Annotated in this window: 19 protein-coding genes; 2 read left to right on the forward strand and 17 right to left on the reverse strand. The window is 61.4% G+C overall.

The genetic code is table 11. The annotated features are described in order from the left end of the window. The first annotated feature begins 112 nt into the window (after positions 1-112). Both YH62_RS03655 and YH62_RS03660 read left to right on the forward strand, forming a co-directional pair. Positions 113-1,405, forward strand: coding sequence for a DNA polymerase IV (locus tag YH62_RS03655; protein WP_046792755.1), 1,293 nt, complete (start codon positions 113-115; stop codon positions 1,403-1,405). Positions 1,406-1,514: 109 nt separating this feature from the next. Further along, a complete protein-coding gene (locus YH62_RS03660; protein WP_046793027.1) occupies positions 1,515-2,813 on the forward strand; it encodes a L,D-transpeptidase family protein in 1,299 nt (432 codons plus the stop codon). A gap of 73 nt (positions 2,814-2,886) precedes the next feature. Here YH62_RS03660 and dnaE read toward each other — a convergent pair whose 3' ends face one another. From dnaE to nuoG, 17 genes are all read right to left on the reverse strand, one after another. Beyond that, the gene (dnaE, locus tag YH62_RS03665; protein ID WP_046792756.1) at positions 2,887-6,384 is read right to left on the reverse strand and encodes a DNA polymerase III subunit alpha; all 3,498 of its coding nucleotides are present in this window, start codon (positions 6,382-6,384) and stop codon (positions 2,887-2,889) included. 371 nt (positions 6,385-6,755) lie between these two features. Continuing rightward, a complete protein-coding gene (locus tag YH62_RS03670; RefSeq protein ID WP_245282033.1) occupies positions 6,756-7,436 on the reverse strand; it encodes a phosphatase PAP2 family protein in 681 nt (226 codons plus the stop codon). A gap of 206 nt (positions 7,437-7,642) precedes the next feature. After that, positions 7,643-8,326: an ABC transporter ATP-binding protein gene (locus YH62_RS03675; RefSeq protein ID WP_046792758.1), complete on the reverse strand. Its 684-nt coding sequence runs from the start codon at positions 8,324-8,326 to the stop codon at positions 7,643-7,645. A 9-nt stretch (positions 8,327-8,335) separates the two neighbouring features. Further along, positions 8,336-9,643, reverse strand: coding sequence for a lipoprotein-releasing ABC transporter permease subunit (locus tag YH62_RS03680; protein ID WP_046792759.1), 1,308 nt, complete (start codon positions 9,641-9,643; stop codon positions 8,336-8,338). 70 nt (positions 9,644-9,713) lie between these two features. Next, positions 9,714-11,036 carry a proline--tRNA ligase gene (gene proS / locus YH62_RS03685; protein ID WP_046792760.1) on the reverse strand — a complete coding sequence of 441 codons (1,323 nt, stop codon included), beginning with the start codon at positions 11,034-11,036 and terminating at the stop codon, positions 9,714-9,716. Between the two features lie 497 nt (positions 11,037-11,533). Next, positions 11,534-11,803 (reverse strand): DUF1467 family protein, encoded by a 270-nt coding sequence (locus YH62_RS03690; protein WP_046793028.1) that lies wholly within the window; start codon positions 11,801-11,803, stop codon positions 11,534-11,536. A 156-nt stretch (positions 11,804-11,959) separates the two neighbouring features. Next, the gene (mce, locus tag YH62_RS03695; RefSeq protein WP_046792761.1) at positions 11,960-12,364 is read right to left on the reverse strand and encodes a methylmalonyl-CoA epimerase; all 405 of its coding nucleotides are present in this window, start codon (positions 12,362-12,364) and stop codon (positions 11,960-11,962) included. Between the two features lie 175 nt (positions 12,365-12,539). Next, entirely contained in the window at positions 12,540-14,207 is a 1,668-nt protein-coding gene (locus YH62_RS03700) for a ribonuclease J (RefSeq protein WP_046792762.1), read from the reverse strand. A gap of 8 nt (positions 14,208-14,215) precedes the next feature. Next, positions 14,216-14,986 (reverse strand): biotin--[acetyl-CoA-carboxylase] ligase, encoded by a 771-nt coding sequence (locus tag YH62_RS03705; protein ID WP_046792763.1) that lies wholly within the window; start codon positions 14,984-14,986, stop codon positions 14,216-14,218. 11 nt (positions 14,987-14,997) lie between these two features. Then, positions 14,998-16,440 (reverse strand): NADH-quinone oxidoreductase subunit NuoN, encoded by a 1,443-nt coding sequence (gene nuoN / locus YH62_RS03710; protein WP_046792764.1) that lies wholly within the window; start codon positions 16,438-16,440, stop codon positions 14,998-15,000. An 18-nt stretch (positions 16,441-16,458) separates the two neighbouring features. Continuing rightward, entirely contained in the window at positions 16,459-17,970 is a 1,512-nt protein-coding gene (locus YH62_RS03715; RefSeq protein WP_046792765.1) for an NADH-quinone oxidoreductase subunit M, read from the reverse strand. Beyond that, positions 17,970-19,970, reverse strand: a complete 2,001-nt coding sequence (gene nuoL / locus YH62_RS03720) for an NADH-quinone oxidoreductase subunit L (RefSeq protein WP_046792766.1) — start codon at positions 19,968-19,970, stop codon at positions 17,970-17,972. Before nuoL ends, YH62_RS03715 begins: the two co-directional genes overlap by 1 nt. Before the next feature lie 7 nt (positions 19,971-19,977). Further along, positions 19,978-20,286: an NADH-quinone oxidoreductase subunit NuoK gene (gene nuoK / locus YH62_RS03725; RefSeq protein WP_046792767.1), complete on the reverse strand. Its 309-nt coding sequence runs from the start codon at positions 20,284-20,286 to the stop codon at positions 19,978-19,980. A 26-nt stretch (positions 20,287-20,312) separates the two neighbouring features. Beyond that, on the reverse strand, positions 20,313-20,927 hold the full coding sequence (locus YH62_RS03730) for an NADH-quinone oxidoreductase subunit J (protein WP_046792768.1): 615 nt from the start codon (positions 20,925-20,927) through the stop codon (positions 20,313-20,315). A gap of 132 nt (positions 20,928-21,059) precedes the next feature. Continuing rightward, entirely contained in the window at positions 21,060-21,551 is a 492-nt protein-coding gene (nuoI, locus tag YH62_RS03735) for an NADH-quinone oxidoreductase subunit NuoI (protein ID WP_046792769.1), read from the reverse strand. Positions 21,552-21,591: 40 nt separating this feature from the next. Next, complete coding sequence (gene nuoH, locus YH62_RS03740) at positions 21,592-22,635, reverse strand: NADH-quinone oxidoreductase subunit NuoH (RefSeq protein ID WP_046792770.1); 1,044 nt, start codon at positions 22,633-22,635, stop codon at positions 21,592-21,594. Positions 22,636-22,642: 7 nt separating this feature from the next. Then, positions 22,643-24,724 carry an NADH-quinone oxidoreductase subunit NuoG gene (gene nuoG, locus YH62_RS03745; protein ID WP_046792771.1) on the reverse strand — a complete coding sequence of 694 codons (2,082 nt, stop codon included), beginning with the start codon at positions 24,722-24,724 and terminating at the stop codon, positions 22,643-22,645. Positions 24,725-24,739 lie beyond the last annotated feature (15 nt).

The following is a 24,739-nucleotide window of genomic DNA, read 5'->3' on the forward strand; positions in this document are numbered from 1 at the left end:
CCGATTTCGGCCTGCCCATTAGCAAGTGATATCCCCAGCACATGGCTGCCGCCGCCCTTGAGACTTGCGGGCTTTGGGCGTAACGTGCCGACGTTCAACCTTTGTTCCCCGTATGACGAGCGCGCCCGACAAGACACCCGGCTTCTGTCGCGACTGCCTTGCCGAGCAGAAGGCGGAGGCGCGCCGCTGCCGCACATGCGGCAGCCCTCGCCTCGTCTATCATCGCGAACTCTACGAGCTCAGCCTCGCCCATATCGATTGCGATGCCTTCTATGCGACGATCGAAAAACGCGACGATCCGACGCTTGCCGACCAACCGGTGATTATCGGCGGCGGAAAGCGTGGGGTGGTTTCCACGGCATGCTATATCGCACGCATCAACGGCGTGCGATCGGCCATGCCGATGTTCAAGGCGCTGGAGCTGTGCCCGGACGCTGTCGTCATCCGGCCCAATATGGAAAAATACGTGAAAGTCGGGCGCGAGGTGCGCGCGATGATGCAGGACCTGACCCCGCTCGTACAGCCGCTTTCGATCGATGAAGCCTTTCTGGATCTTTCCGGCACCGAACGCTTTCACCACGATCCGCCGGCGCGCATTCTCGCGAAGTTCGCAAAGCGTGTGGAAAACGAAGTGGGAATCACCATTTCGGCGGGGCTCTCCTACTGCAAGTTCCTGGCGAAAGTCGCTTCCGACCTCATGAAACCGCGCGGTTTTTCCGTCGTCGGCAAGGCCGAGGCGCTCGAATTTCTCGCGCCACGCCCGGTGACCACCATCTGGGGCGTCGGCCGCGCCTTCAACGCGACGCTCGAAGCGGACGGCATCCGTACCATCGGGCAGTTGCAGACGATGGAAGAGAGTGACCTCATGCGCCGCTACGGCTCCATGGGCCAGCGCCTCTTCCGCCTCTCCCGCGGAATCGATGATCGCGACGTGCATCCCAACGAGGCCGCGAAAAGCGTTTCGGCCGAGACGACCTTTTTCGAGGACATCTCCCGCTATGACGACCTCGTGCCCATTCTGCGCGGCCTTTCGGAAAAAGTCTCGACGCGGCTGAAGAAGCACTCGATCGCCGGCCAGACGGTCGTGCTGAAGCTCAAGAGCGCCGATTTCAAGTCTCGCACGCGCAACCGCCGCCTCGAAGATCCCACTCAGCTCGCAGACCGGATATTCCGCACGGGGCTCGCCCTTCTGGAACGGGAGACCGATGGCACGAAGTTCCGACTGATCGGCATCGGCGTCACCGATCTCGGCGACCCTGTCCGCGCCGATCCTCCGGACCTCGTGGATCGGCAGGCAGGACGTCGGGCCGCTGCGGAAGCCGCCATGGACAAGCTGCGCGACAAATTCGGGAAGGCGGCGGTGGAGACCGGATACACATTCGGCAAGCATCGGCGCGATCAATGAAATGTGATGGGAAACCTCACCACCCGCTGATTTTGATCACCTGTCGGAAAACATTCCTTTAACCAGATCAGCTAATATACACGCAAAAGTTTTGATCTGGGTGTGGGACATGTTGCGTCAAATCGCCTTCGGGATAGGCCTCCTTTCGGCGGCCATGTTGCCACATGCGGCGTGGGCGGAAGGCGCCCGCACGCTGCAGATCATCATTTCCAAGAACACGCAGTCGATGACCGTCTATGACGGGGACATGGTCGTGGCGACGTCACGCGTTTCCACCGGAAAGAACGGACATGAGACGCCCGGCGGCATCTTCTCCATTCTCGAGAAGCGCAAATATCACGAATCCAACATCTATTCGAACGCCCCGATGCCCTTCATGCAGAGGCTGACCTGGTCCGGAATCGCACTACACGAATCCGACTCGGTCCCCTCCTACCCCGCCTCGCATGGCTGCATCCGCATGCCGGGCATGTTCGCCAAGTCGCTTTACAAAATGACTCGGCGCGGCGTGCATGTCATCGTTTCCGATGCCCCGGTTACGCCAGCCCGCATCGATCATCCGGCACTCTTTGCGCCGCGCAAGCCGCTGCCGGATGGCGCGCTTGTTTCCGATCTCGAATTGCGGCCAACGAGGATCGACGATCCATCCAGGCCGGTAGAGGTCGCGATGCACGTCATGCCGCCCTCTCCCAGCAAGCAAGCAAAGCAGGCTGAAACCAAGGGGGAAAACGCTCCGTTGCGCATCCTCATTCATCGCCGTGGCGAAAAGGAAATCCTGCGCGACGCGCAAGCTCTGCTGACGGAACTCGGTTTCGATGCGGGCATACCGGACGGCGTTGCCGGGCCTAAAACGCGTTCCGCGATTGCGGGTTTCAAGCGCTGGAAGGAACTGCCGCAAAAGGATCCGCTTCTGTCGCCGGTATTCCTGGCGGCCCTCTATCGATCCGCAGGCAAGGCCGAGCCACCTTCGGGACAGCTCATGGTGCGGCAGAATTTCAAGCCGCTCTTCGAGGCTCCGATCGGCATTCGGCAGCCGGAACGTGCGCTCGGCACGCATTTCCTCATCGCCGACAAAGTGGACCGCGAAACGGAAAGCGCCGAATGGCGGGCGGTTACACTGGCCAATAGCATGGCGCCGCGGACGATGAAGCGGCTCGGCGTCACCGCCGAAGCCGATCCATATGATCCGAATGCGGCAGCCCGCGCGCTCGACCGGATCGATATCCCCGAGGACGTACGCGAGCGGATCGATGCGCTTTTGAGCGACGGCACCTCGCTGACGATCACCGACGACGGCTATAGCCCCGAGACCGGTAAGGGGACGGATTTCATCACCATAACCCAGCCTGCGACCACGGCGACGACCGATCCAAAACCCGTCAAACAAAGCGGAAAACGGAAAGGCTGAGGGCTGCGGCCAAGCACCGCTCTCAAAAAGATTCACCGAACGCGGCCAAGCGCTTGTTGCACCTGGTGTTTTCCTAAACCAGCTCTACGTCCAAAACGCCGGGCGCTGCTCGCAGAGCGGCGGCGATCTCCGGCGAGATGCGATACTTCTCGGTCAGTTCAACCTCGATCTCGCGCCGCCCGTCATCCTTGATGACCACGAAAGAGACGAGCCCATCCCCCTTCGCATTCAGATGCCGCGCAACCGTCTTGAGAGGGCCTGAATCCCGGACATAGACGCGCAGCGCCTTCTGCATGCGGACCGATTGCTCTTCCAGCGATTGCGCCGTTTGAATCCGAAGCCCGATGCCCTCCGGGCGTTCATCCGCCTGCACGGTGATGACCAGCGACTTGCCCGGCTCCAGGAGATCGCGATACTGCGCGAGCGCCTCGGAAAACAGCACCGCCTCGAACTGGCCCGACGCGTCGGAAAACGTCACGATGCCCATCTTGTTGCCGGTGCGCGTCTTGCGCTCCTGGCGCCCGGTAACGGTCCCCGCGAGGCGGCCCACGGTCGCGCCCTGCTTTACCGCCGCCGAGAAATCCGCAAAATTCTGAACCCGCATCTTGGCAAGCACTTCCGCATAGGAATCCAGCGGATGGGCTGAAAGGTAGAAGCCGAGGACCTGATACTCGCGCATCAGCATTTCGGATGGCATCCACGGCATGAACGGGGGCAGGATCAGCTTTTCAGGACCGGTGGCAGCCGACGAGCCGAAGAAATCCGACTGGCCGCTGACCTTCTCCTCCTGGGCGCGCTGGGCATAACCGATGACGCGGTCGAGACCGCCGATCAGCTCCGCCCTGTCCTTACCGAAACAATCGAAGGCCCCGGCGGAAATGAGGCTTTCCAGAACCCGCCGGTTGACCTGCTTCGGATCGATCCGCAGGCAGAAATCCTCAAGGCTCGCGAACGGGCGATCCCCCCTCACCTCGACGATGTGATCGGCAGCCGATTCGCCGACGCCCTTGATCGCGGCCAATGCGTAATAGATCCGGTTCTCGCCCGTCTCGAAACGTCGGAACGAGGTCTGCACCGAAGGCGGGATCACCGAAATGCCGAGCCGGCCGGCATCCTGCCGGAAGTCGTTCAGCTTTTCGCTGTTCGCCATATCGTAAGTCATCGAGGCGGCGAGGAATTCGACCGGATAGTGCGCCTTCATATAGGCGGTCTGGTAGGAGACGATCGCGTAAGCCGCTGCGTGGGACTTGTTGAAGCCGTAGTTCGCGAACTTGGCGAGCAGTTCGAAAATGTTTTTCGCCTGCGGCTTGGAGACGCCGTTCTTGACGGCGCCGTCGACGAAGCGCTCGCTCTGCTTGTCCATCTCCTCCTTGATCTTCTTGCCCATGGCGCGGCGCAAAAGATCGGCTTCACCAAGGGAGTAACCGGACAGGACCTGGGCGATCTGCATCACCTGCTCCTGGTAGACGATGACGCCCTGCGTTTCCTTCAATAGGTAATCGATGGACGGATGAACCGACTCGATCTCCTCCTCGCCGTGCTTGCGGGCGTTGTAGGTCGGAATGTTCTCCATCGGTCCGGGACGATAGAGCGCCACGAGCGCGATAATGTCCTCGATACAGTCCGGCCGCATGCCGATCAGCGCCTTGCGCATGCCGGCACTTTCCACCTGGAACACGCCGACCGTCTCGCCGCGCGAGAGCATCTCGTAGGTCTTGGTGTCGTCCAGCGGGATCTTGGAGAGATCGATCTCGATGCCGCGCTTTCGGCAGAAATCGACGGCGGTCTTCAGCACCGTCAGCGTCTTCAGGCCGAGGAAGTCGAACTTCACCAGGCCCGCCTGCTCCACCCATTTCATGTTGAACTGGGTGACCGGCATGTCCGAGCGCGGGTCGCGATACATCGGCACGAGCTTCGACAGCGGACGGTCGCCGATGACGATGCCGGCGGCGTGGGTCGAGGCGTGGCGGTAGAGGCCTTCGATCTTCTGGGCTATATCGAGAAGGCGGGCGACGACCGGTTCCTTGTCGGCCTCCTCCTGGAATTTCGGATCCTCCTCGATGGCCTTCGAAAGCGGTGTTGGATTGGCCGGGTTGTTCGGCACGAGCTTGCAGATGCGGTCCACCTGGCCATAGGGCATTTCGAGCACGCGACCGACGTCGCGCAGCGCCGCGCGGGCCTGCAGCGAACCGAAGGTGATGATCTGCGCCACCTGTTCGCGGCCGTATTTCTGCTGCACGTAGCGGATCACCTCTTCGCGGCGATCCTGGCAGAAGTCGATATCGAAGTCGGGCATCGAGACGCGATCCGGGTTGAGGAAGCGTTCGAAGAGCAGCGAAAAACGCAGCGGATCGACGTCGGTGATCGTCAGCGCATAGGCAACCAGCGAGCCCGCACCGGAACCGCGGCCGGGGCCAACCGGGATATTCTGCTGCTTCGCCCATTTGATGAAGTCCGCAACGATCAGGAAGTATCCCGGGAACTTCATCTTCTCGATAACGCTGAGCTCGAAGTCCAGCCGCTCACGGTAATCCTGTTCGGTATAGCCCCGCGTCAAGCCGAGCGTGGCGATGCGGTGCTCCAACCCCTCGATCGACTGGCGGCGAAGCTCCGCCGCTTCCGCCCGCTCGGCTTCTTCCGCATCGTCGGTCGCGCCGGTGAAGCGCGGCAGGATCGGATTGCGCGTCTTGAGGATGAAGGAACAGCGCCGCGCGATCTCGACCGTGTTTTCCAGCGCCTCCGGCAGATCGGCGAAAAGCTCCGCCATCTCCGCCCGGCTTTTCAGGTAATGATCGGGGGTCAGTCGGAACCGGTTGTCGTCCGAGACGATGGCGTTATGAGCGACGGCCATCAGCGCGTCGTGGGCATCGTAATCGCTCTTGGAAGGGAAAAAGGCTTCGTTGGTGGCCACCAGCGGCAGGTCGTGATCATAGGCAAGCGCGATCACCTTCTGCTCATGGCGACGGTCGTAGGAGCCGTGACGCTGCAGTTCCACATAGAGCCTGTCGCCAAAAACTTGCCTGAGCTTCAGGAGGCGCGACTCGGCTTGCGCCGCATTGCCCTCTTTCAGAGCGATGTCGACCGGGCCGCCGCCGGCCCCCGTCAGCGCGAGCAATCCTTCTGTACCGCCCTCCTCCAGCCAGGAGCGGCGGACATGCACCGCCTGGTGTCCCTCACCGCCGAGATAGGCCCGGCTGATAAGATCGACGAGCCGCTCATAGCCGACGGCATTGGCTGCGAGAACGACGATGGCAGGCAGCTTGGCAAGCTGGTGGTGATTGCCGCGCCGCTCTTCCGTCTGATCTTCCATATCGATCGAAAGCTGGCAGCCGATGATCGGCTGTATCCCCTCGCCGATCGCCTTCTGAGCAAACTCCAGCGCCACGAAAAGGTTGTTCGTATCGGTGATGGCGATCGCCGGCTGGTTGTCGGCCCCAGCCTTCGACAGGATCTTCTTGAGCGGCAGGGCGCCCTCAAGAAGCGAATAGGCGGAATGGACGCGCAAATGCACGAATTGGGGTGATGCCCCCGGCATGTCCGCTCCCGTCCTGGTTTCCGTCTGATCAGCCATCTTCCGCGCTATCCACCAAATGAATCAGGTGATTTTCCGGCGCGGCGCGACGAGAGTCCAGCCGAGAGTCTCTTCCTCAACGGAATTCCGGATGCCGGGAGCGGAAATCACATAGCCATCATGAACATCGAGAGGCTTGCCACGAAGGTGGCGATGGAAGCGAATGCTGCAACGTCGCGAAGCATGTCAGTCATTGTCATCTCCTGTCCTGTTATGTTTTTATTTTGTTCCAATTTTGTTCACGAGTCAACAAGAGAACAAAACAAGAAACAGATAGAGGAGATTATGGTTAAGATAAACTGGCCGTAGCCACGCCGAGATCACCGCGGCGCCTCCGGGCCCGCGCACCAAGCGCTTGAATTCCGCGCCCTTCAGCCCGCTGCGGGGGAGAGGAAACGTCGCGCGATCATCCAGCAGCCGAGAGCCCAGGTGGCGCCTGCGCACCAGCCCCCGAGAACATCGGTCGGGAAATGCACACCGAGATAGATACGGCTCAGCCCCACGATGAAGGTGAGGAAGATCGCCGCCGCGATGAGGAATATCCGCGTCGAGCGATATTGCTGCGCACGGGAGAGGAGCGCGCCGAGCGTCAGATAGGTCACCGCCGAGAGCATGGCGTGCCCGCTCGGGAAACTGAGATCGCTTACTTGGACGAGATGCGGCACGATATCCGGCCGCGGGCGCGCCACGCCGAGTTTCAGCGCGGCGCTGATGATCCAGCCGCCGGCGATGCACAGGAACATGAACAGCGCAATCGCCCTCTGCCGCGCCAAGAGGAGATAGATCGTTGCGAGCACCGTCATCAGCGACAGCACGGTGGTTCCTCCAAGCGCGGTGATGTCATCCACGGCATGGGTCAACCAATACGGGCCGATGGGCAGGGAAAGGTCGCCCGGCTCGCGCAGGCTGAGCAGTATCCGCTCGTCAAAGGCGTGCGTATCGCCGTCGATCACCCCACCCGTGAGGCTCAGGAAGAGAAACAGGCCGCCGGCCAGAGAGGCGAACATCATCAGGCCGATCGGCTCGAAGGTCATGAATTTCTCGACGACCATCTGTCTCATCCGGTGGTGAAAGACCATACTTCCCTTCTCGCGCTTGCAATTGTGGAACACGTCGAGCCTGGCCGCAGGCTCGATGAAACGGCGCCTGCCGTTTTTTGTTCCAGCACACGCCCGCCCACTAGATGGGAGAGGCCGGCCCGGCAATCAATGCTGGCAGCGAGCCGCCGGAGCCTATGTAACGCGACCGAAAGCCGCGCTCACATCGCCACGATCTTGCCGCCCTCGATCGTCACGCGGCGATCCATGCGCCCGGCAAGCTCGTGATTATGGGTCGCGATCAGCGCCGCGAGACCCGATTGCCGCACCAGCGCCTCGAGCGCATCGAACACGTAGGATGCCGTCTTCGGATCGAGATTTCCGGTCGGCTCGTCCGCCAGCAAAACCCGCGGAGCGTTGGCGACCGCGCGGGCGATCGCGACACGCTGCTGCTCCCCGCCGGAAAGCTCCGCCGGCCGGTGATCGGCCCGGTGGCCAATGCGCATGTAATCCAAAAGCTGGGCTGCCCGCTCCCGCGCCTCGGCATGTGGCAGCCCGGCGATGAGCTGCGGCATCATGATGTTTTCGAGCGCGGAGAATTCCGGCAGGAGATGGTGGAACTGGTAGACGAAGCCGATATCGCTGCGACGGATCGACGTGCGGCGCTCATCCGAGAGACCGTTGCAGGCTTCCCCGCCGATGAAGACCTCGCCTGCATCGGGATGTTCGAGCAGGCCGGCAAGATGAAGCAGGGTCGACTTGCCGGTGCCGGAAGGCGCCACCAGAGCGACGATCTCGCCGCTCTTCAGATCGAAATCGGCACCTTTCAGGATCGAGAGAACGGTTTCGCCCTGACCGTAATGGCGTTCGACGCCCGAGAGCTGCAAAACGGTTTTGCGTACCATGAAGGAGGCCTATTCGTATCGGAGGGCCTGGACCGGATCGAGCTTCGAGGCCCGCCAGGCCGGGAAGATCGTCGCCAGGAAGGAGAGCGCCAGCGCCATGATGACCACGGAAAGGGTCTCGCTGAAGCTCATTTCAGCGGGCAATTGGCTGAGGAAGTAAAGCTCCGGATCGAAAAGCACCGTGCCTGAAAGCCAGGAGAAGAACTGCCGGATCGACTCGATATTGAGGCAGACGATGACCCCGAGGACAACGCCCGCGAGAGTGCCGACGATGCCGATCGCCGCTCCGGTCATGAAGAAGATGCGCATGATCGAGCCGGCGCTCGCGCCCATGGTGCGCAGGATCGCGATATCGCTGCCCTTGTCCTTCACCAGCATGATGAGGCCGGAAATGATGTTGAGCGCCGCCACGAGCACGATCAGCGTCAGGATCATGAACATCACGTTGCGCTCCACCTGGAGAGCCGAGAAGAAGGTCTGGTTGCGTTGACGCCAGTCGGTGATGTGAACCTGCCGGCCGGCCGCGGCTTCCACCAGGGGCCGTATGCCGTCGACGGCGTCCGGATTGTCGACGAAGAGTTCGATCGATTGAACAAGGCCGTCGGCATTGAAGTAGAGCTGGGCCTCCTCCAGCGGCATATAGATGATCGTCGCATCATATTCCGACATGCCGATCTCGAAGACACCGGAGACCGGATAGGATTTGACGCGAGGATTGACGCCCATCGGCGTCACGTCGCCTTCCGGGGAAACCAGCGTTATGTCGTCTCCGGCGGTGATACCGAGCGTGGAGGCCAGCCGCGAACCGACAAGCACGCCCTCGCCCGAGGCGAAGCCGACCATGTCGCCGAACTTGACGTTGGAGGAGACCTCCGTCAGCTTCTCGAGATCTTCCGGACGAATGCCGCGCACCAGCGCGCCCGAGCCCGCGCCGGCGCGGCCGGATGCGAGCGTCTGCCCCTCGACGAGCGGCAGGGCCATGCGCACGCCCGGCACCGCAGCAAACTTCTGCGTGAGGTCCGCGTAATCCGTGAAAGGACCATCGATCGGCTGAACGATCATATGGCCGTTAATGCCGAGAATGCGGGAAATCAGCTCGGTGCGGAAGCCGTTCATCACCGCCATGACGATGATGAGGGTCGCAACCCCCAGCATGATGCCGATGAAAGAAAACCCGGCGATGACGGAAATGAAGGCTTCCCTGCGGCGCGAGCGCAGATAGCGCCAGGCCACCATACGCTCGAAAGCCGAGAACGGGCCGGCTGCCGGAGCCTTGGCCGTCTTTTCCGCTTCACGATCTGCCGCAACGCTTGCCATTCCCTTCCCTTCACCTGCCGCTTCGCGGCCAATCCCGCTTGCGCGCCTATCTTGCCGGATGCGCTGTGGCTCAGCCGGCAAACCTGTTCATGACCGCCTCGACCGTCAGCACTTCACGCGCACCGGTCTTGCGGTCCTTGACCTCAACTTCGCCGCTTGCGGCGGAGCGGGGCCCGACGATCACCTGAACCGGCACGCCGATCAGATCGGCGGTGGCGAACTTGGTGCCGGCGCGCTCGTCCGTGTCGTCGTAGAGCACGTCCCTGCCCGCCTTTCCGAGACCGGCATAGAGATTGTCGCAGATGCGATCACAGGCCTCGTCGCCCGGCTTCATGTTGATGAGCACCACGTCGAAGGGAGCGACCGAAGCCGGCCAGATGATTCCGTTCTCGTCATGCGATGCTTCGATGATGGCGGGAACAAGGCGGGTCGGGCCGATACCATAAGAACCCATGTGGACAAGGTGTTCCTTGCCATCCGGCCCCTGAACCTTGGCTCCCATCGGCTCGGAATATTTCGTGCCGAAATAGAAGATATGGCCTACCTCGATGCCGCGCGCAGACAGGCGGTCGGCTTCCGGGATCGCATCGAAGGCCGCTTCGTCGTGCATTTCCGAGGTCGCGGCATAGACGGAGGTCCATTTGTCGAAAATGGCCTTGAGACCCGCCACGTCGTCGAAATCGGTATCTTCAGCCGGAATTTCGAAATTCACGAAATCCTTGTGAGAAAAGACTTCGGATTCCCCGGTATCCGCCAGGATGATGAATTCGTGGGAGAGATTGCCGCCGATCGGGCCCGTATCGGCGCGCATCGGAATGGCCCGCAGCCCCAGCCGCGAGAAGGTTCTGAGATAGGCAGCGAACATCTTCCGGTAGGAATGCTCGGCGTCTTCCTTGGTCAGGTCGAAGGAATAGGCATCCTTCATCAGGAATTCGCGCGAGCGCATGGTGCCGAAACGCGGACGGATCTCGTCACGGAACTTGAGCTGGATGTGATAGAGATTGAGCGGCAGGCTCTTGTAGGACCTGACATAGCCCCGGAAGATATCCGTGACCATTTCCTCATTGGTGGGGCCGTAGAGCATCGGCCGATCCTGCCGATCCTTGATGCGCAGCATCTCCTTGCCATAGGCATCGTAGCGGCCGCTCTCCTGCCATAGCTCGGCGGACTGCAGCGTCGGCATGAGAAGTTCGATGGCGCCAGAGCGGTTCTGCTCCTCGCGGATAATGGCGTTGACCTTGTCGAGAATCCGCTTGCCGAGTGGCAGCCAGGAATAGATCCCCTGGCTCTGCTGGCGGATCATGCCCGCACGCAGCATCAGCCGGTGCGAGACGATCTCCGCTTCCTTGGGATTTTCCTTCAGGATCGGCATGAAATAGCGGGACAGGCGCATTGAGGTTTCCGAGGGTTCTGCCGGCCCGTCCCAGACTATGGGAATCGGCCGTTTCAAGATGACGATTGCGAGCGTTCATAGCCCTTCTGCCGCATGAAGGAAACCCGTTTCGGGAGCGGCGGCAAAACGGGAAACATCCCCGTGGCCAGCAGGAACATATCAGGAAAAAGGCAGGATTTTGCAGGCCGGGTGCGACATTTTTGTCAACAGAAAAAAATTGGCTCACTGTAACAAAAATGCAAAAATTTGAGATGACAAAGCTCATCCTTTGAGCTAGGGTCAGCTCATAAAAGAGGCAAGGAGTTCAAATTCTTGCCATTTCGCGGTCAAGTCTTGGGAGGATCAGATCTTAGGCGCGCTTGTTCGCTGCCCCGGCAACGGTTAAGGATCACGCGAAACTAAAAAACAAGGCTTAACTGCCTTGTTTTTTTTTGCTTTCTTGCGCCTTACTTTCTATGCCCCAAAAATATGACAAGGGGATGACGGTGCATTTGTCCTCAGTCGAAGCTCGGCACGATGCGTGGCAAGGTCGCCATGCTGAAGCCGAAATAAGTCGAAGCGACATACCAGGCTCCATAGACGATCGCCGAGATCAGCGTGGTCAGCAGCACCACTCGACCGCCGCGAAAACGGGCCGGCGCGCTCTCCACCGTGCCGAGCGTCACCTCCCCCTCTTCATGCTGTGACCGCATGCCGAGAGGCAGGACCGTGAAGAGCACGATCCACCAGATGACGAAGTAAACGGCGAAGGCCGAAAGAAACTGCATGGTTGCAACCCGCTTCAGATCGAATGGCTTATAGTTCGAAAGCTGCAGCGGTTCAAACAAAAGGCGGGGGCGGAGTGTCACACCTTCTCAGGAAGATTTAAGCTGACGCCGGCAAGCCCCTGTTTTTGAATTCCTTCCCCACAGCCGCTACGCCGGTCACACCTGCTCGAGTTCGACCAGCGTGCCGTTGAAATCCTTGGGATGCAGGAAAAGCACCGGCTTCCCATGGGCCCCGATACGCGGCTCGCCGTCTCCCAGCACCCGCGCGCCGCCGGCTTTCAGCCTGTCCCGCGCCGCGATGATATCGTCCACCTCGTAGCAGATATGGTGCATGCCGCCCAAGGGACTCTTTGCAAGGAAGGCGGCTATCGGCGAGTTTTCGCCAAGCGGCTCCAGCAGTTCGACCTTGGTGTTGGGAAGCTCCACGAAAACCACGGTGACGCCATGCTCTGGCAAAGCCTGCGCCTGTGAAACTCTGGCGCCTAGCGTGTCACGATAGATCGCGGTGGCAGCAGCAAGGTCCGGCACGGCGATCGCTATGTGGTTTACCCGTCCGAGCATGTTTGACCTCCCATATCCTCTTTCGCGGGGAATCGCATGTGGATTTGCCCCTCACCCTAACCCTCTCCCCGCACGCGGGGAGAGGGAACTGGGAGTTCGCGGCATGCGTCCTTCTCCCCGTCAGAACGGGGAGAAGGTGCCCGGTAGGGCGGATGAGGGGCAGTTCCGAATGCGTTTAGAGCCTGGTCACGAACACCGTTACGATCGGCTTCTTGCCCCATGCCTCGTTCGCCGCGGCCCGCACTGCGCGGCGCACCGCCTCACGCAGCATGTCGAGGTCCTTGCGGCGCGCGCGCGGAATGCTTTCGATCGCGCCGAGCACGGCATCATAGAGCGAATCCTCCATATCCTCGCCCTCGTCGTCGAACTGCGGCAGGCCGAAGGAAACGACGTCCGGATCGGTCACGAAATCGTACCGGTTGTCCAGCAGCACATTGACCGAGACATGGCCGACATAGGCGAGCTTGCGCCGTTCGCCGATGCCCATCTCGTCGAAATCGCCGATCAGCTTGCCGTCCTTGAAGATGCGGCCGTGCGGCGCTTCGTCGATGACTTCGGCGGGGCCCGGCGCGAGACGGAGGACATCCCCGTTGCGGACGCGCGGAATGCTCTTGATGCCGGCGGATGCGCCGAGCTCGGCCTGGGCCGTCAGGTGCGCGGCTTCGCCGTGGACGGGCACGAGGATCTGCGGGCGGGTCCACTCATACATCTGCACCAGTTCGCTGCGGCGCGGGTGGCCGGAAACGTGGACGAGCGCGTCACTGTCGGTGACGATCTTGATGCCCTGCTCTATCAGGCCGTTCTTGATCTCAAGGATCGCCTTCTCGTTGCCGGGAATCGTGCGGGAGGAAAAGACGACCGTATCTCCGGCCGAAAGCGCCACATTGCGCATCTCGTCGCGTGAGATCTTGGCAAGTGCTGCGCGCGGTTCGCCCTGGCTGCCGGTCAGGATGACCACGACCTTGTCGCGGGGAATGTAGCCGTATTCGTCCTCGGCGATGAAAGGCTTCAACCCTTCCATGATCCCGATGTCGCGCGCGACATCGACCACGCGCTTCAACGAACTGCCGAGCAGCAGCACTTCGCGACCCGCGGCCTCCGCGGCCTGGGCGATCGAGCGGATGCGGCCGACATTGGAGGAGAAGGTGGTGATGGCCACCCTGCCCTCGGCCGCCTCGATGATCTTGCGCAGGCCTTCCGAGACTTCTTCCTCGGAAGGCGAAACGCCATCGCGCATGGCATTGGTGCTGTCGCACATGACAGCCAGAACGCCCTCGTCGCCGAGCGCGCGGAAACGTGCTTCGTCCGTCAGAGGCCCAAGCGACGGCGCGTGATCGATCTTCCAGTCACCGGTATGGATGACGTTGCCGAGCGGCGTGCGGATGACCAGCGACATCGGCTCGGGAATGGAGTGGTTGACGCCGACGGCCTCGATCTCGAAGGGGCCGACATTGATCCGGTCGCCGGCCTTGAAGATCGTCACCGGGATGTCGGCGCGCGACCCTTCGTAGTCGCGCTTGGCCTCCAGCATTCCGGCGGTGAACGGCGAGGCATAGACGGGTACGTTGAGGCCCGGCCAGAGCTCATTCAGCGCGCCGTAGTGATCCTCATGCGCATGGGTGATGATGATGCCCTTGAGATTTTGGCGTTCAGCGGCGAGATAGCGGATATCCGGCAGGACGAGATCGACGCCCGGCAGCTCCGGCCCCGGAAAGGTGACGCCGCAATCCACCATGATCCACTGGCGTTTTCCCGGCGTACCAAAGCCGTAGAGAGCGAGGTTCATCCCGATCTCGCCCACGCCGCCAAGCGGCAGAAATACCAGTTCGTCCTGTTTTGCCATTATTTCTCTTAGTCCATTCTCGCAAAAAATACATCACCGGCAGCTATCGGCATAATCCTGCCAAATCCGGTATCGAGCAGCAGCAGACCTCCTTCATCGATACCCGCGAAAGTTCCCTCAAGCGAGCGGTCCGGAAGATTTACCGTGATTTTTTCACCGATGCCGCAGGCGACCTCGCGCCAGCGCCGGCTGATCTCCGCAATGCCGCGCCCTTCGTCCCATGATTCCAGAACCTCCGCCATCGTTCTGAAAAGATGGGCGAAAAGCTCCTCGGGAGAGACGTTCGCGCCATGGTCGGCAAGGCGCGTCACGCCGTAAGGCGCGCTGTCGGGTTTATGGCGGATATTGATGCCGATGCCGATCACCAGCGCCCGGCGGCCGTCGGCAAGCCCCTCGCCCTCAAGAAGGATGCCGCAGGTTTTCTTGCGCCCGATCAGGATGTCGTTCGGCCATTTCACCTCCAGCGGCTCGCCACCGGTCGGCAGGACGGCGCGGATGGCCGAATGAACCGCGACGGCAATCGCCAGGGGAAGCGACCCCATCAACTGCGGCTCGGCCGGATCGATCAATAGGAGGGATGCGTAAAGATTGCCCGGCTCGGAAGTCCAGGCGCGACCCCGCCGGCCTCTGCCGGAAGTCTGGCGCGCGGCGGTGATCCAGAGCTTTCCGGGATCGCCCGCCCGCGCACGGGCGAGGCATTCGCTGTTGGTGGAGCCGATTTCACTCAGCGCTTCGTGACGAAAGTCATCGAGTGAAAAACGGCTCCCCGGGGCTGCCATCTACGCCGGTCTCAGAAGAACGACTTGGCCGCTGCATTCGCAGCCGAGCCAACCGGTCCACCGAACAGCACATAAGCCGTGACGAAGAGACCGGAGAGGCCGAAGACCAGCCGCAGTTCTCCGGAAATGCGTGCGAATTCGCCCTTGGCTTCATCGAACCACATCAGCTTGACGATGCGCAGGTAATAATAGGCGCCGACGACCGAGGACAGAACGCCGATGATCGCCAGCGCATAGAGCTTGGCTTCGATCGCCGCCACGAAGACGAAATACTTGGCGAAGAAGCCCGCGAGCGGCGGAATGCCCGCCATGGAGAACATCAGCGCGGTCAGCACCACAGCCATGAAGGGCTTGGTGGAGGAAAGCCCGGCGAGATCGTCGACATTCTCGACATTCTCGCCCTCCTTGCGGCGCATCGCCATGATGCAGGCGAAGACGCCGAGCGTCATGACCATGTAGATGGTCATGTAGAGAACGACGCCGGAGATGCCCGTCTCGGTGCCGGCGGCAACGCCGACAAGCGCGAAGCCCATATGGCCGATCGAGGAATAGGCCATCAGCCGCTTGATGTTGCGCTGGCCGATCGCCGCGAACGAGCCGAGCAGCATCGAGGCGATAGCCACGAAGACGATGATCTGGCGCCAGTCGGCTAGGATCGGCATGAAAGCTTCGGAGACGAGGCGAACCAGGATCGCCATGGCGGCAACCTTCGGTCCGGCCGCGAAGAAGGCGGTGACCGGCGTCGGCGCGCCTTCATAGACGTCCGGCGTCCACATATGGAACGGCACGGCCGAGATCTTGAAGCAGGCGCCGGCCATCACGAAGACCATGCCGAAGATGAGGCCGAGATTGCGCGGTTCGGAGGAGAGCACTCCGGCGATCTCGTCAAAGCCCGTATTGCCGGTGAAGCCGTAGATCAGCGACATGCCGTAAAGCATCATGCCCGAGGAGAGCGCGCCGAGCACGAAATACTTCAGGCCCGCTTCGGTGGAACGCAGGCTGTCGCGGTTGATGGCCGCGACGACATAGAGCGACAGCGACATCAGCTCCAGGCCAAGATAGAGGGCGATGAGATCGTTGGCCGAAATCAGCACCATCATGCCGAGGGTTGCGAGAACCAGGAGAACCGGGAACTCGAAACGGTCGAGCTGCTCGGAACGGGCATGGCCGACGGCCATGATCATCGCCGTGATCGAGCCGATCAGCGCGAGCACCTTCATGAAGCGCGCGAAGGGGTCCAGAAGGAAGGCGCCTCCGAAGGCCTCGCCCTCGCCGGGCGAGAAGATCAGCCAGAGCCCGGCGATGACGAGCAGCGCCACCGCAAGACCGGTCACCGTCGGCGCGGACTTGTCGCCGGAGAAGACGCCGATCATCAGAAGAGCGAGCGCGCCCACCGCCAGAATGACTTCCGGCATTGCGAGCTGCAGGCTTAGAGAGAGTAGTTCAGCGGTCATATCCAGTCGTGTCCCGTCTCAGTGCACGGTCAGTGCAAGGTCTTGCGCCGCGCGCAGGGCTGCGGAGTAGTTATTTACCAGGAGGTCTACCGAGGCTGCCGTCGCATCGAAGATCGGTGCCGGATAGACGCCATAGAAGATGGTGAGCGCGATCATCGGGTAGAGGATCACCTTCTCGCGGGTCGAAAGATCGAGCAGACCCTTGAGGCTCTCCTTCTCGAGCGCGCCGAAGATCACCCGGCGATAGAGCCAAAGCGCGTAGGATGCCGAAAGGATGATGCCTGTCGCCGCAAAGAGCGCGACCCAGGTGTTGACCCGGAAGACGCCGATGATCGTCAGGAATTCGCCGACGAAGCCGGACGTGCCCGGCAGGCCTACGTTCGCCATGGTGAAGACCATGAAGGCGACGGCATATTTCGGCATGTTGTTGACGAGGCCGCCATAGGCCGTGATCTCGCGGGTATGCAGCCGGTCGTAGATGACGCCGACGCAAAGGAAGAGCGCGCCCGAGACGATGCCGTGCGACAGCATCTGGAAGATCGCACCCTGCACGCCCTGCACGTTGGCAGCGAAGATACCCATGGTCACGTAACCCATGTGGGCGACGGAGGAATAGGCGATCAGCTTCTTGATGTCGTCCTGCATCATCGCCACCAGCGAGGTGTAGATGATCGCCAGAACCGACAGCGTGAAGATGAACGGCGCGAAATAGTCGGACGCCAGCGGGAACATCTGCAGCGAGAAGCGGATGAAACCATAGCCGCCGAGCTTCAGCAGGACACCTGCCAGGATGACGGAGCCCGCGGTCGGCGCCTGGACGTGCGCGTCCGGAAGCCAGGTGTGGACCGGCCACATCGGCATCTTCACCGAGAAGGCCGCGAAGCAGGCGAGCCATAGCCAGGTCTGCATGCCGGCCGGGAAGCCGTATTTCACCAGCTCTGTCATGTCGGTCGTGCCGGCCTGCCAGTAGATCGCCATGATGGCGAGCATCAGCAGCACCGAGCCCGTCAGCGTGTAGAGGAAGAACTTGTAGCTCGCGTAGATGCGATCCTTGCCGCCCCATACGCCGATGATGACGAACATCGGGATGAGCGTCGCTTCGAAGAAGACGTAGAAGAGGACGATATCCAGCGAGACGAAGACGCCGACCATGACCACTTCCAGAAGCAGGAAGGCGATCATGTATTCCTTGAGGCGCTTCTCGACCGATTCCCAGCTCGCCAGCACGCAGAACGGCATCAGGAAGGTCGTCAGGATGACGAACAGCATGGAAATGCCGTCGACGCCGAGGTGATAGGCGATGCCCGTTCCGAGCCAGGCATGTTTCTCCACCATCTGAAAGCCCGGGTTCGAATTGTCGAAGCCGATCCAGATGAACAGCGAAACGATGAAGGTGAACACCGTCGTGAACAGGGAGACGTTCAGGATGTTGCGGCGGCCATAGGGGCCGTCCTCCCGCGTCAGAAGCAGCAGAAGGACGCCGACCAGCGGCAGGAAGGTGACCGTCGAGAGAATGGGCCAGTCGGTCATTACAGAGTGCTCCCGAGCATCATCCAGGTGACGAGGGCGGCGATGCCGATCAGCATCGCAAACGCATAGTGATAGAGATAGCCGGACTGCAGGCGCACGACGCGGCTGGTGACGTCCACGACACGCGCGGCAACGCCGTTCGGACCGTAGGTGTCGATGACGCCGATGTCACCCTTCTTCCAGAGGAAGCGACCGAGCGCCTTGGCGGAACGGACGAAGAGGAAATCGTAGATCTCGTCGAAGTACCACTTGTTCAGCAGGAACTCGTAGAGGACCTTCTGGGACTCGGCGAGACGACGCGGCGTCGAGGGCGACTTGATATACATGTACCAGGCCGTGACGAAGCCGAGAGCCATGGCGGCGAAGGGGCTCCACTTCACCCAGAGCGGCACGTGGTGGAACTCTTCCAGAATCTCGTTTTCCGGAAGCGTGAACAGCGCGCCCTTCCAGAACTCGGCATATTCATGGCCGAAGAAGTGGCCTTCGAACACAACGCCAGCGAGAACCGCGCCGATGGCGAGAAGGAAGAGCGGCGCCAGCATGACCATCGGCGATTCATGCACATGGTGCATGACGTCGGCGGAGGCGCGCGGCTTGCCGAAGAAGGTCATGAAGGCCAGACGCCAGGAATAGAAGCTCGTGAAGAGCGCCGCCACCACCAGGAGCGTGAAGGCGAAGCCCGCCGCTGCCGAATGTGAGGCGAAAGCGCTCTCGATGATCACGTCCTTGGAGAAGAAGCCGGCGAAGCCGAGCATGGTGCCGGGAATGCCGACGCCGGTCAGCGCCAGCGTGCCGATCGTCATCATCCAGAAGGTCCACGGAATATGCTTCCGGAGACCGCCCATGTAACGCATGTCCTGCTCGCCATCGACGGCATGGATCACCGAACCCGCGCCAAGGAAGAGCAGAGCCTTGAAGAAGGCGTGTGTAAACAGGTGGAAGATCGCCGCGCCATAGGCCCCTACCCCGAGTGCCACGAACATGTAACCGAGCTGCGAGCAGGTGGAATAGGCGATGACGCGCTTGATGTCGTTCTGCACGAGGCCAACGGTCGCCGCGAAGAAGGCGGTGATCGCACCGATGATCGTCACAACGAGCAGGGCATCGTGCGAAAGCTCGAAGAGCGGCGACATGCGGGCGACGAGGAAGACGCCGGCGGTCACCATGGTCGCGGCATGGATGAGGGCCGAGACCGGGGTCGGGCCTTCCATGGCGTCCGGCAGCCAGGTGTGAAGCAGGAACTGCGCCGACTTGCCCATCGCGCCCATGAAGAGCAGCAGGCAGACGACGGTCAGCGCACCGGCCTTGGAAAGCTCCATGCCGAAGATGTTGATAAAGGGTTCGGCGGCTTCCGCTGCACCTTCCGCCGGCAGATAGCTTCCCGCAGCCGCAAAGATCGTCTCGAAGTTGATCGAACCGAACAGCACGAAGACGCCGGCGATGCCCAGCACGAAACCGAAGTCGCCGACGCGGTTGACGATGAAAGCCTTCATGGCGGCGGCCGATGCCGAAGGCTTCTTGTACCAGAAGCCGATGAGCAGATAGGACGCCAGGCCCACGCCTTCCCAGCCGAAGAACATCTGCGCCAGGTTGTCGGCGGTCACCAGCATCAGCATGGCGAAGGTGAAGAGCGACAGATAGGCGAAGAAGCGCGGCCGATGCGGATCGTGGTGCATGTAGCCGATCGAATAGATGTGCACCAGCGACGACACGGTGTTGACGACCACGAACATGACCGCCGTCAGCGTATCGATGCGGAAGGCCCATTCGATATCGATGCCGCCGGACTGTATCCAGCGCAGCACATCGACCTTGATGACCTCGCCTGCTTCGCCATGGTGAAGCGCGACATTGAAGAAGACGATCCAGGAGAGAACGGCGGCGATGACCATCAGGCCGCTGGTGACATATTCCGATGCCTTGGCGCCGATCGACCGGCCGAACAGGCCGGCGATCAGGAAGCCGATCAGGGGAAGGAAGACGATAGCCTTGTAGATCATGACCCGATCAGCCCTTCATCATGTTGACGTCTTCGACCGCGATCGAGCCGCGGTTGCGGTAGAAGACGACGAGAATTGCAAGACCGATAGCAGCCTCGGCGGCCGCGACGGTGAGAATGAACAGCGCGAAGACCTGGCCGACGATGTCGTTCAGGAAGGAGGAGAAGGCCACCATGTTGAGGTTGACCGAGAGCAGGATGAGCTCGATCGACATCAGAATGATGATGACGTTCTTGCGGTTCAGGAAGATGCCGAACACGCCGAGCGTAAAGAGGATGGCGCTGACCGTCAGGTAGTGGGAAAGACCTATTTCCATATTTTTCGTTCCTTTTTCCCGCTCACTCAGACGCCCTGGCCCGGCTTGACCTTGACCACCTCGACGGCGGTCTCCGGCGTACGGGCCACCTGGGTCGGTATGTCCTGCCGCTTGATGTTGGTGCGGTGACGCAGCGTCAGCACGATTGCGCCGATCATCGCCACCAGAAGCACCAGGCCGGCGATCTGGAAGAAGTAGACATAATTCGTATAGAGCACGTCGCCGAGCGCGGCCGTATTGGTCCGTTCGGCCGGGTTCGGGATCGGCATGGTGATCGCCCGCGCGGCCTGCGGCGTCAGCACGCTGCCGCCGATCACGATGATCAGTTCGGCCGCGACGATCAGACCGACCATGATGCCGACCGGCGCATATTGCAGCATGCCGGAGCGCAGCTCGGCAAAGTCGATGTCGAGCATCATGACGACGAAGAGGAAGAGGACCGCCACGGCGCCGATATAGACGACGAGCAGGATCATGGCGAGGAACTCGGCGCCCGTCAGCAGGAAGAGCCCGGCCGAATTGAAGAACACCAGGATCAGGAACAGTACCGAATGTACCGGGTTCCTGGCCGAAATGACCATGAACGCCGACGCCACCGCGACGAACGCGAAAAGATAGAAGAAAACAGCCTGCAGACCCATCGTGGTGCCTTTTCGTCCTCACCGGGAAGTTCCGAAAGGATTCCTTCTTCCCGTCAGAAATCCGGAGGTCCTTTGACCTCCGCATTCATTGTTTGCTTGTGGCGCCGGCGGCGCCGGTCCGATGGCCCGCCCTCAGCGGTAGGGCGCATCCATTGCGATATTGCGGGCGATCTCGCGCTCCCAGCGGTCTCCGTTTTCGAGAAGTCTCGCCTTGTCGAAATAGAGCTCTTCGCGGGTTTCGGTCGAAAACTCGAAGTTCGGGCCTTCGACGATCGCGTCGACCGGACATGCCTCCTGGCAGAAGCCGCAATAGATGCACTTCACCATGTCGATGTCGTAGCGCACCGTGCGGCGGGTGCCGTCATTGCGGCGCGGTCCGGCTTCGATGGTGATCGCCTGGGCAGGACAGATCGCTTCGCAGAGCTTGCAGGCGATGCAGCGCTCCTCACCGTTAGGATAACGGCGAAGCGCATGCTCGCCGCGGAAGCGCGGAGAGACCGGGCCCTTTTCGAAGGGATAGTTGATCGTGGCCTTCTGCTTGAAGAAGTAGCGCATCGACAGGAAGAAAGCGCCGACGAACTCTTTCAGAAACAGCGAACTGACGGCTTGCGAAAGACTTGCCATCCTTATTCTCCAATGATGCCGAAACCGGGACCGGTCATGGTTATGCCCATCCCATCAGTTTCAGCACGAATGCGGTGATGATGACCATGGCGAGCGAGATCGGAAGGAAGACCTTCCAGCCGAGACGCATGAGCTGGTCATAGCGGTAGCGCGGTACGAAGGCCTTCACCATGGCGAACATGAAGAAAACCATGGACGCCTTCAGGACGAACCAGATGATGCCGGGAACCCAGTTCAGGAACCAGACGTCGACCGGCGGCAGCCATCCGCCGAGGAAGAGGATCGTCGTCAGCGAGCAGATCAGCAGGATCGCGGCATATTCGCCGAGCATCAGCATCATGTACGGCGCGGAGGAATATTCCACCATGTAGCCGGCGACGAGCTCCGATTCCGCTTCCGGAAGATCGAAGGGCGGACGGTTGGTTTCGGCCAGTCCCGAGATGAAGAAGATCACGAACATCGGGAAGAGCGACAGCCAGTGCCAGTCCAGGAAGGAGTTCGGCAGGCCGACCATGGTGCCGAGACCATCGCGCTGGGCATAGACGATATCGGTGAGGTTCAGCGAGCCGACGCAAAGCAGGACGGTGACGATGACGAAGCCGATCGAGACTTCGTAGGACACCATCTGCGCGGCGGAGCGCAGCGCGCCGAGGAACGGATATTTCGAGTTCGACGCCCAGCCCGACATGATGACGCCGTAGACTTCGAGCGAGGAGATCGCGAAGACATAGAGGATGCCGACATTGATATTGGCGATCACCCAGTTGTCGTTCAGCGGAATGACCGCCCAGGCGGCTAGCGCAAGCGTCACCGAGACCAGCGGAGCGATCAGGAAGACGCCCTTGTTAGCGCCCGACGGAATGATCGGCTCCTTGAAGACGAACTTCAAAAGGTCGGCGAAGGACTGGAACAGGCCGAAGGGACCGACGACGTTCGGGCCGCGGCGAAGCTGCACGGCAGCCCAGATCTTGCGGTCGGCCAGCAGGATGTAAGCAATGAAGACCAAGAGGCAGACGAGGAGCAGCAGGGACTGTCCGATCATGACGATCGCCGGCCAAGCATAGGTCGAGAAGAATGAATCCATGGTCCTGTTACTCCGCCGCTGCCTTGAAGTTGTTACGGGCCAGAGCCGAGCATTCGGCCATGACCGCGGAGGCGCGGGCGATTGGGTTCGTCAAATAGAAGTCTTTGATCGGAGACGCAAACGCAGACTTCGTCATCTCACCGGCTTTTTGCCCGAGTGCGGCGATTTCGTTCACGTCACCGGCCGCGATCTCATCAAGCGCGGCGAAATGCGGATAGGCTTCATAGAGCTTCGCCCGCAGCGCGGAGAGCGAATCGAACGGCAGTTTCTTGCCGAGCACGTCGGAAAGTGCGCGCAGGATCGCCCAGTCCTCTCGAGCCTCGCCCGGTGCGAAACCGGCGCGGTTGCCCATCTGCGGGCGGCCTTCGGTGTTGACCCAGGTGCCGGACTTCTCCGTATAGGCTGCGCCGGGCAAGATGACATCGGCGTTATGAGCGCCCGCATCGCCGTGGCTGCCGATATAGACGGTAAACTTGGCGTGCTTGGTCGAGAACTCCATTTCGTCCGCACCGAGCAGGAAGAGTACGTCCATCGAGCGCAGCATGGTCGCCGCATTGGCTCCCTTCGGACCCGGCACGAAGCCGAGATCGAGGCCACCGACGCGGGAGGCCGCGGTGTGAAGCACGGCAAAGCCGTTCCACTCGTCGGTGAGCGCGCCCACAGAGCCGGCGAGCTGGGCGGCGGCCGCCAGGATGGCTGCGCCATCCTGGCGGGCAAGAGCCCCCTGCCCCACGATGATCATCGGGTTCTTGGCGTTGCGCAGCGTATCGACGAAGCTGTGCTTGCCGGATGCGAGATCGGCAAGCGTCTCCGGGCCGGCGCCGAGATAGTCGTAGACGTAACGCAGCTCGCTGACTTCGCCGATGACGCCGATCGGGAAATTGCCTCGGCGCCAGCGCTTGCGGATGCGGGCGTTGAGGACCGCGGCCTCAAGGCGCGGATTGGCGCCGACGATCAGCAGAGCGCCAGCATTTTCAATGCCCTGGATGGTCGGGTTGAAGATGTAGCTTGAACGGCCGAGCGACGGATTGAGCGCCGTCCCGTCCTGGCGACAGTCGAGATTTTCCGATCCGAGCGAGCGGATCAGTTCCTTGAGCGCGTACATTTCCTCGACGGAAGCGAGATCGCCGGCGATCGCACCGATCCTCTCGCCGGAAGTCGCCGAAATGGCGGTCTTGATGGCCGCAAAGGCTTCACCCCAGGTCGCAGCCTGCAGGCGTCCGTCGCGGCGCACATAGGGCCGGTCGAGACGCTGGGTCTTCAATCCATCCCAGATGAAGCGGGTCTTGTCGGAAATCCACTCCTCGTTGACCTCCTCGTTGACGCGCGGCATGACGCGCATGACTTCGCGTCCGCGGGTGTCGACACGGATCGCCGAACCGACGGCATCCATCACGTCGATCGATTCGGTCTTGTTCAGCTCCCAGGGACGGGCCGTGAAGGCGAACGGCCGCGAGGTCAGCGCGCCGACCGGGCAAAGATCGACGACATTGCCCTGCAGCTCGGAGGTCATGGCCTGTTCGAGATAGGTGGTGATTTCCGCATCCTCGCCACGACCGATGAGGCCGAGCTCGGAAATGCCGCCGACTTCCGTCGTGAAGCGGACGCAGCGCGTGCAGTGAATGCAGCGGTTCATCACCGTCTTGACGAGCGGGCCGATATACTTGTCCTCGACGGCGCGCTTGTTTTCCGTATAGCGCGAACTGTCGATGCCGAAGGCCATGGCCTGGTCCTGCAGGTCGCACTCACCGCCCTGGTCGCAGATCGGGCAATCCAGCGGATGATTGATGAGCAGGAATTCCATCACGCCTTCGCGGGCCTTCTTGACCATCGGCGTATTGGTGAAGACTTCCGGCAGCTCGCCGTTCGGTCCGCCGCGAACGTCGCGCACGCCCATGGCGCAGGACGCCGCCGGCTTCGGCGGTCCGCCCTTCACCTCGATGAGGCACATGCGGCAATTGCCCGCGACCGACAGACGCTCGTGAAAACAAAAGCGCGGAACCTCGGCACCGGCTTCCTCGCACGCCTGAAGCAGCGTGAAATGATCCGGGACTTCGATCTCCTTGCCGTCTACCTTCAGCTTAACCATCGTCTCACTTACGTC

This window comes from Rhizobium sp. LC145 (genome assembly GCF_001005825.1).
GTDB lineage: Bacteria > Pseudomonadota > Alphaproteobacteria > Rhizobiales > Rhizobiaceae > Neorhizobium.

Coding starts and splice junctions, on each gene's coding strand:
- YH62_RS03675 (WP_046792758.1), bottom strand. CDS start 8,326: ATGGTACGCAAAACCGTTTTGCAGCTCTCGGGCGTCGAACGCCATTAC.
- nuoK (WP_046792767.1), bottom strand. CDS start 20,286: ATGGAAATAGGTCTTTCCCACTACCTGACGGTCAGCGCCATCCTCTTT.
- dnaE (WP_046792756.1), bottom strand. CDS start 6,384: ATGGCTGATCAGACGGAAACCAGGACGGGAGCGGACATGCCGGGGGCA.
- nuoI (WP_046792769.1), bottom strand. CDS start 21,551: ATGGCAAGTCTTTCGCAAGCCGTCAGTTCGCTGTTTCTGAAAGAGTTC.
- YH62_RS03690 (WP_046793028.1), bottom strand. CDS start 11,803: ATGCAGTTTCTTTCGGCCTTCGCCGTTTACTTCGTCATCTGGTGGATC.
- nuoN (WP_046792764.1), bottom strand. CDS start 16,440: ATGACCGCTGAACTACTCTCTCTAAGCCTGCAGCTCGCAATGCCGGAA.
- YH62_RS03715 (WP_046792765.1), bottom strand. CDS start 17,970: ATGACCGACTGGCCCATTCTCTCGACGGTCACCTTCCTGCCGCTGGTC.
- nuoL (WP_046792766.1), bottom strand. CDS start 19,970: ATGATCTACAAGGCTATCGTCTTCCTTCCCCTGATCGGCTTCCTGATC.
- YH62_RS03655 (WP_046792755.1), top strand. CDS start 113: ATGACGAGCGCGCCCGACAAGACACCCGGCTTCTGTCGCGACTGCCTT.
- nuoG (WP_046792771.1), bottom strand. CDS start 24,724: ATGGTTAAGCTGAAGGTAGACGGCAAGGAGATCGAAGTCCCGGATCAT.
- YH62_RS03730 (WP_046792768.1), bottom strand. CDS start 20,927: ATGGGTCTGCAGGCTGTTTTCTTCTATCTTTTCGCGTTCGTCGCGGTG.
- nuoH (WP_046792770.1), bottom strand. CDS start 22,635: ATGGATTCATTCTTCTCGACCTATGCTTGGCCGGCGATCGTCATGATC.
- YH62_RS03700 (WP_046792762.1), bottom strand. CDS start 14,207: ATGGCAAAACAGGACGAACTGGTATTTCTGCCGCTTGGCGGCGTGGGC.
- proS (WP_046792760.1), bottom strand. CDS start 11,036: ATGCGCCTGTCCCGCTATTTCATGCCGATCCTGAAGGAAAATCCCAAG.
- mce (WP_046792761.1), bottom strand. CDS start 12,364: ATGCTCGGACGGGTAAACCACATAGCGATCGCCGTGCCGGACCTTGCT.
- YH62_RS03705 (WP_046792763.1), bottom strand. CDS start 14,986: ATGGCAGCCCCGGGGAGCCGTTTTTCACTCGATGACTTTCGTCACGAA.
- YH62_RS03660 (WP_046793027.1), top strand. CDS start 1,515: ATGTTGCGTCAAATCGCCTTCGGGATAGGCCTCCTTTCGGCGGCCATG.
- YH62_RS03670 (WP_245282033.1), bottom strand. CDS start 7,436: ATGGTCGTCGAGAAATTCATGACCTTCGAGCCGATCGGCCTGATGATG.
- YH62_RS03680 (WP_046792759.1), bottom strand. CDS start 9,643: ATGGCAAGCGTTGCGGCAGATCGTGAAGCGGAAAAGACGGCCAAGGCT.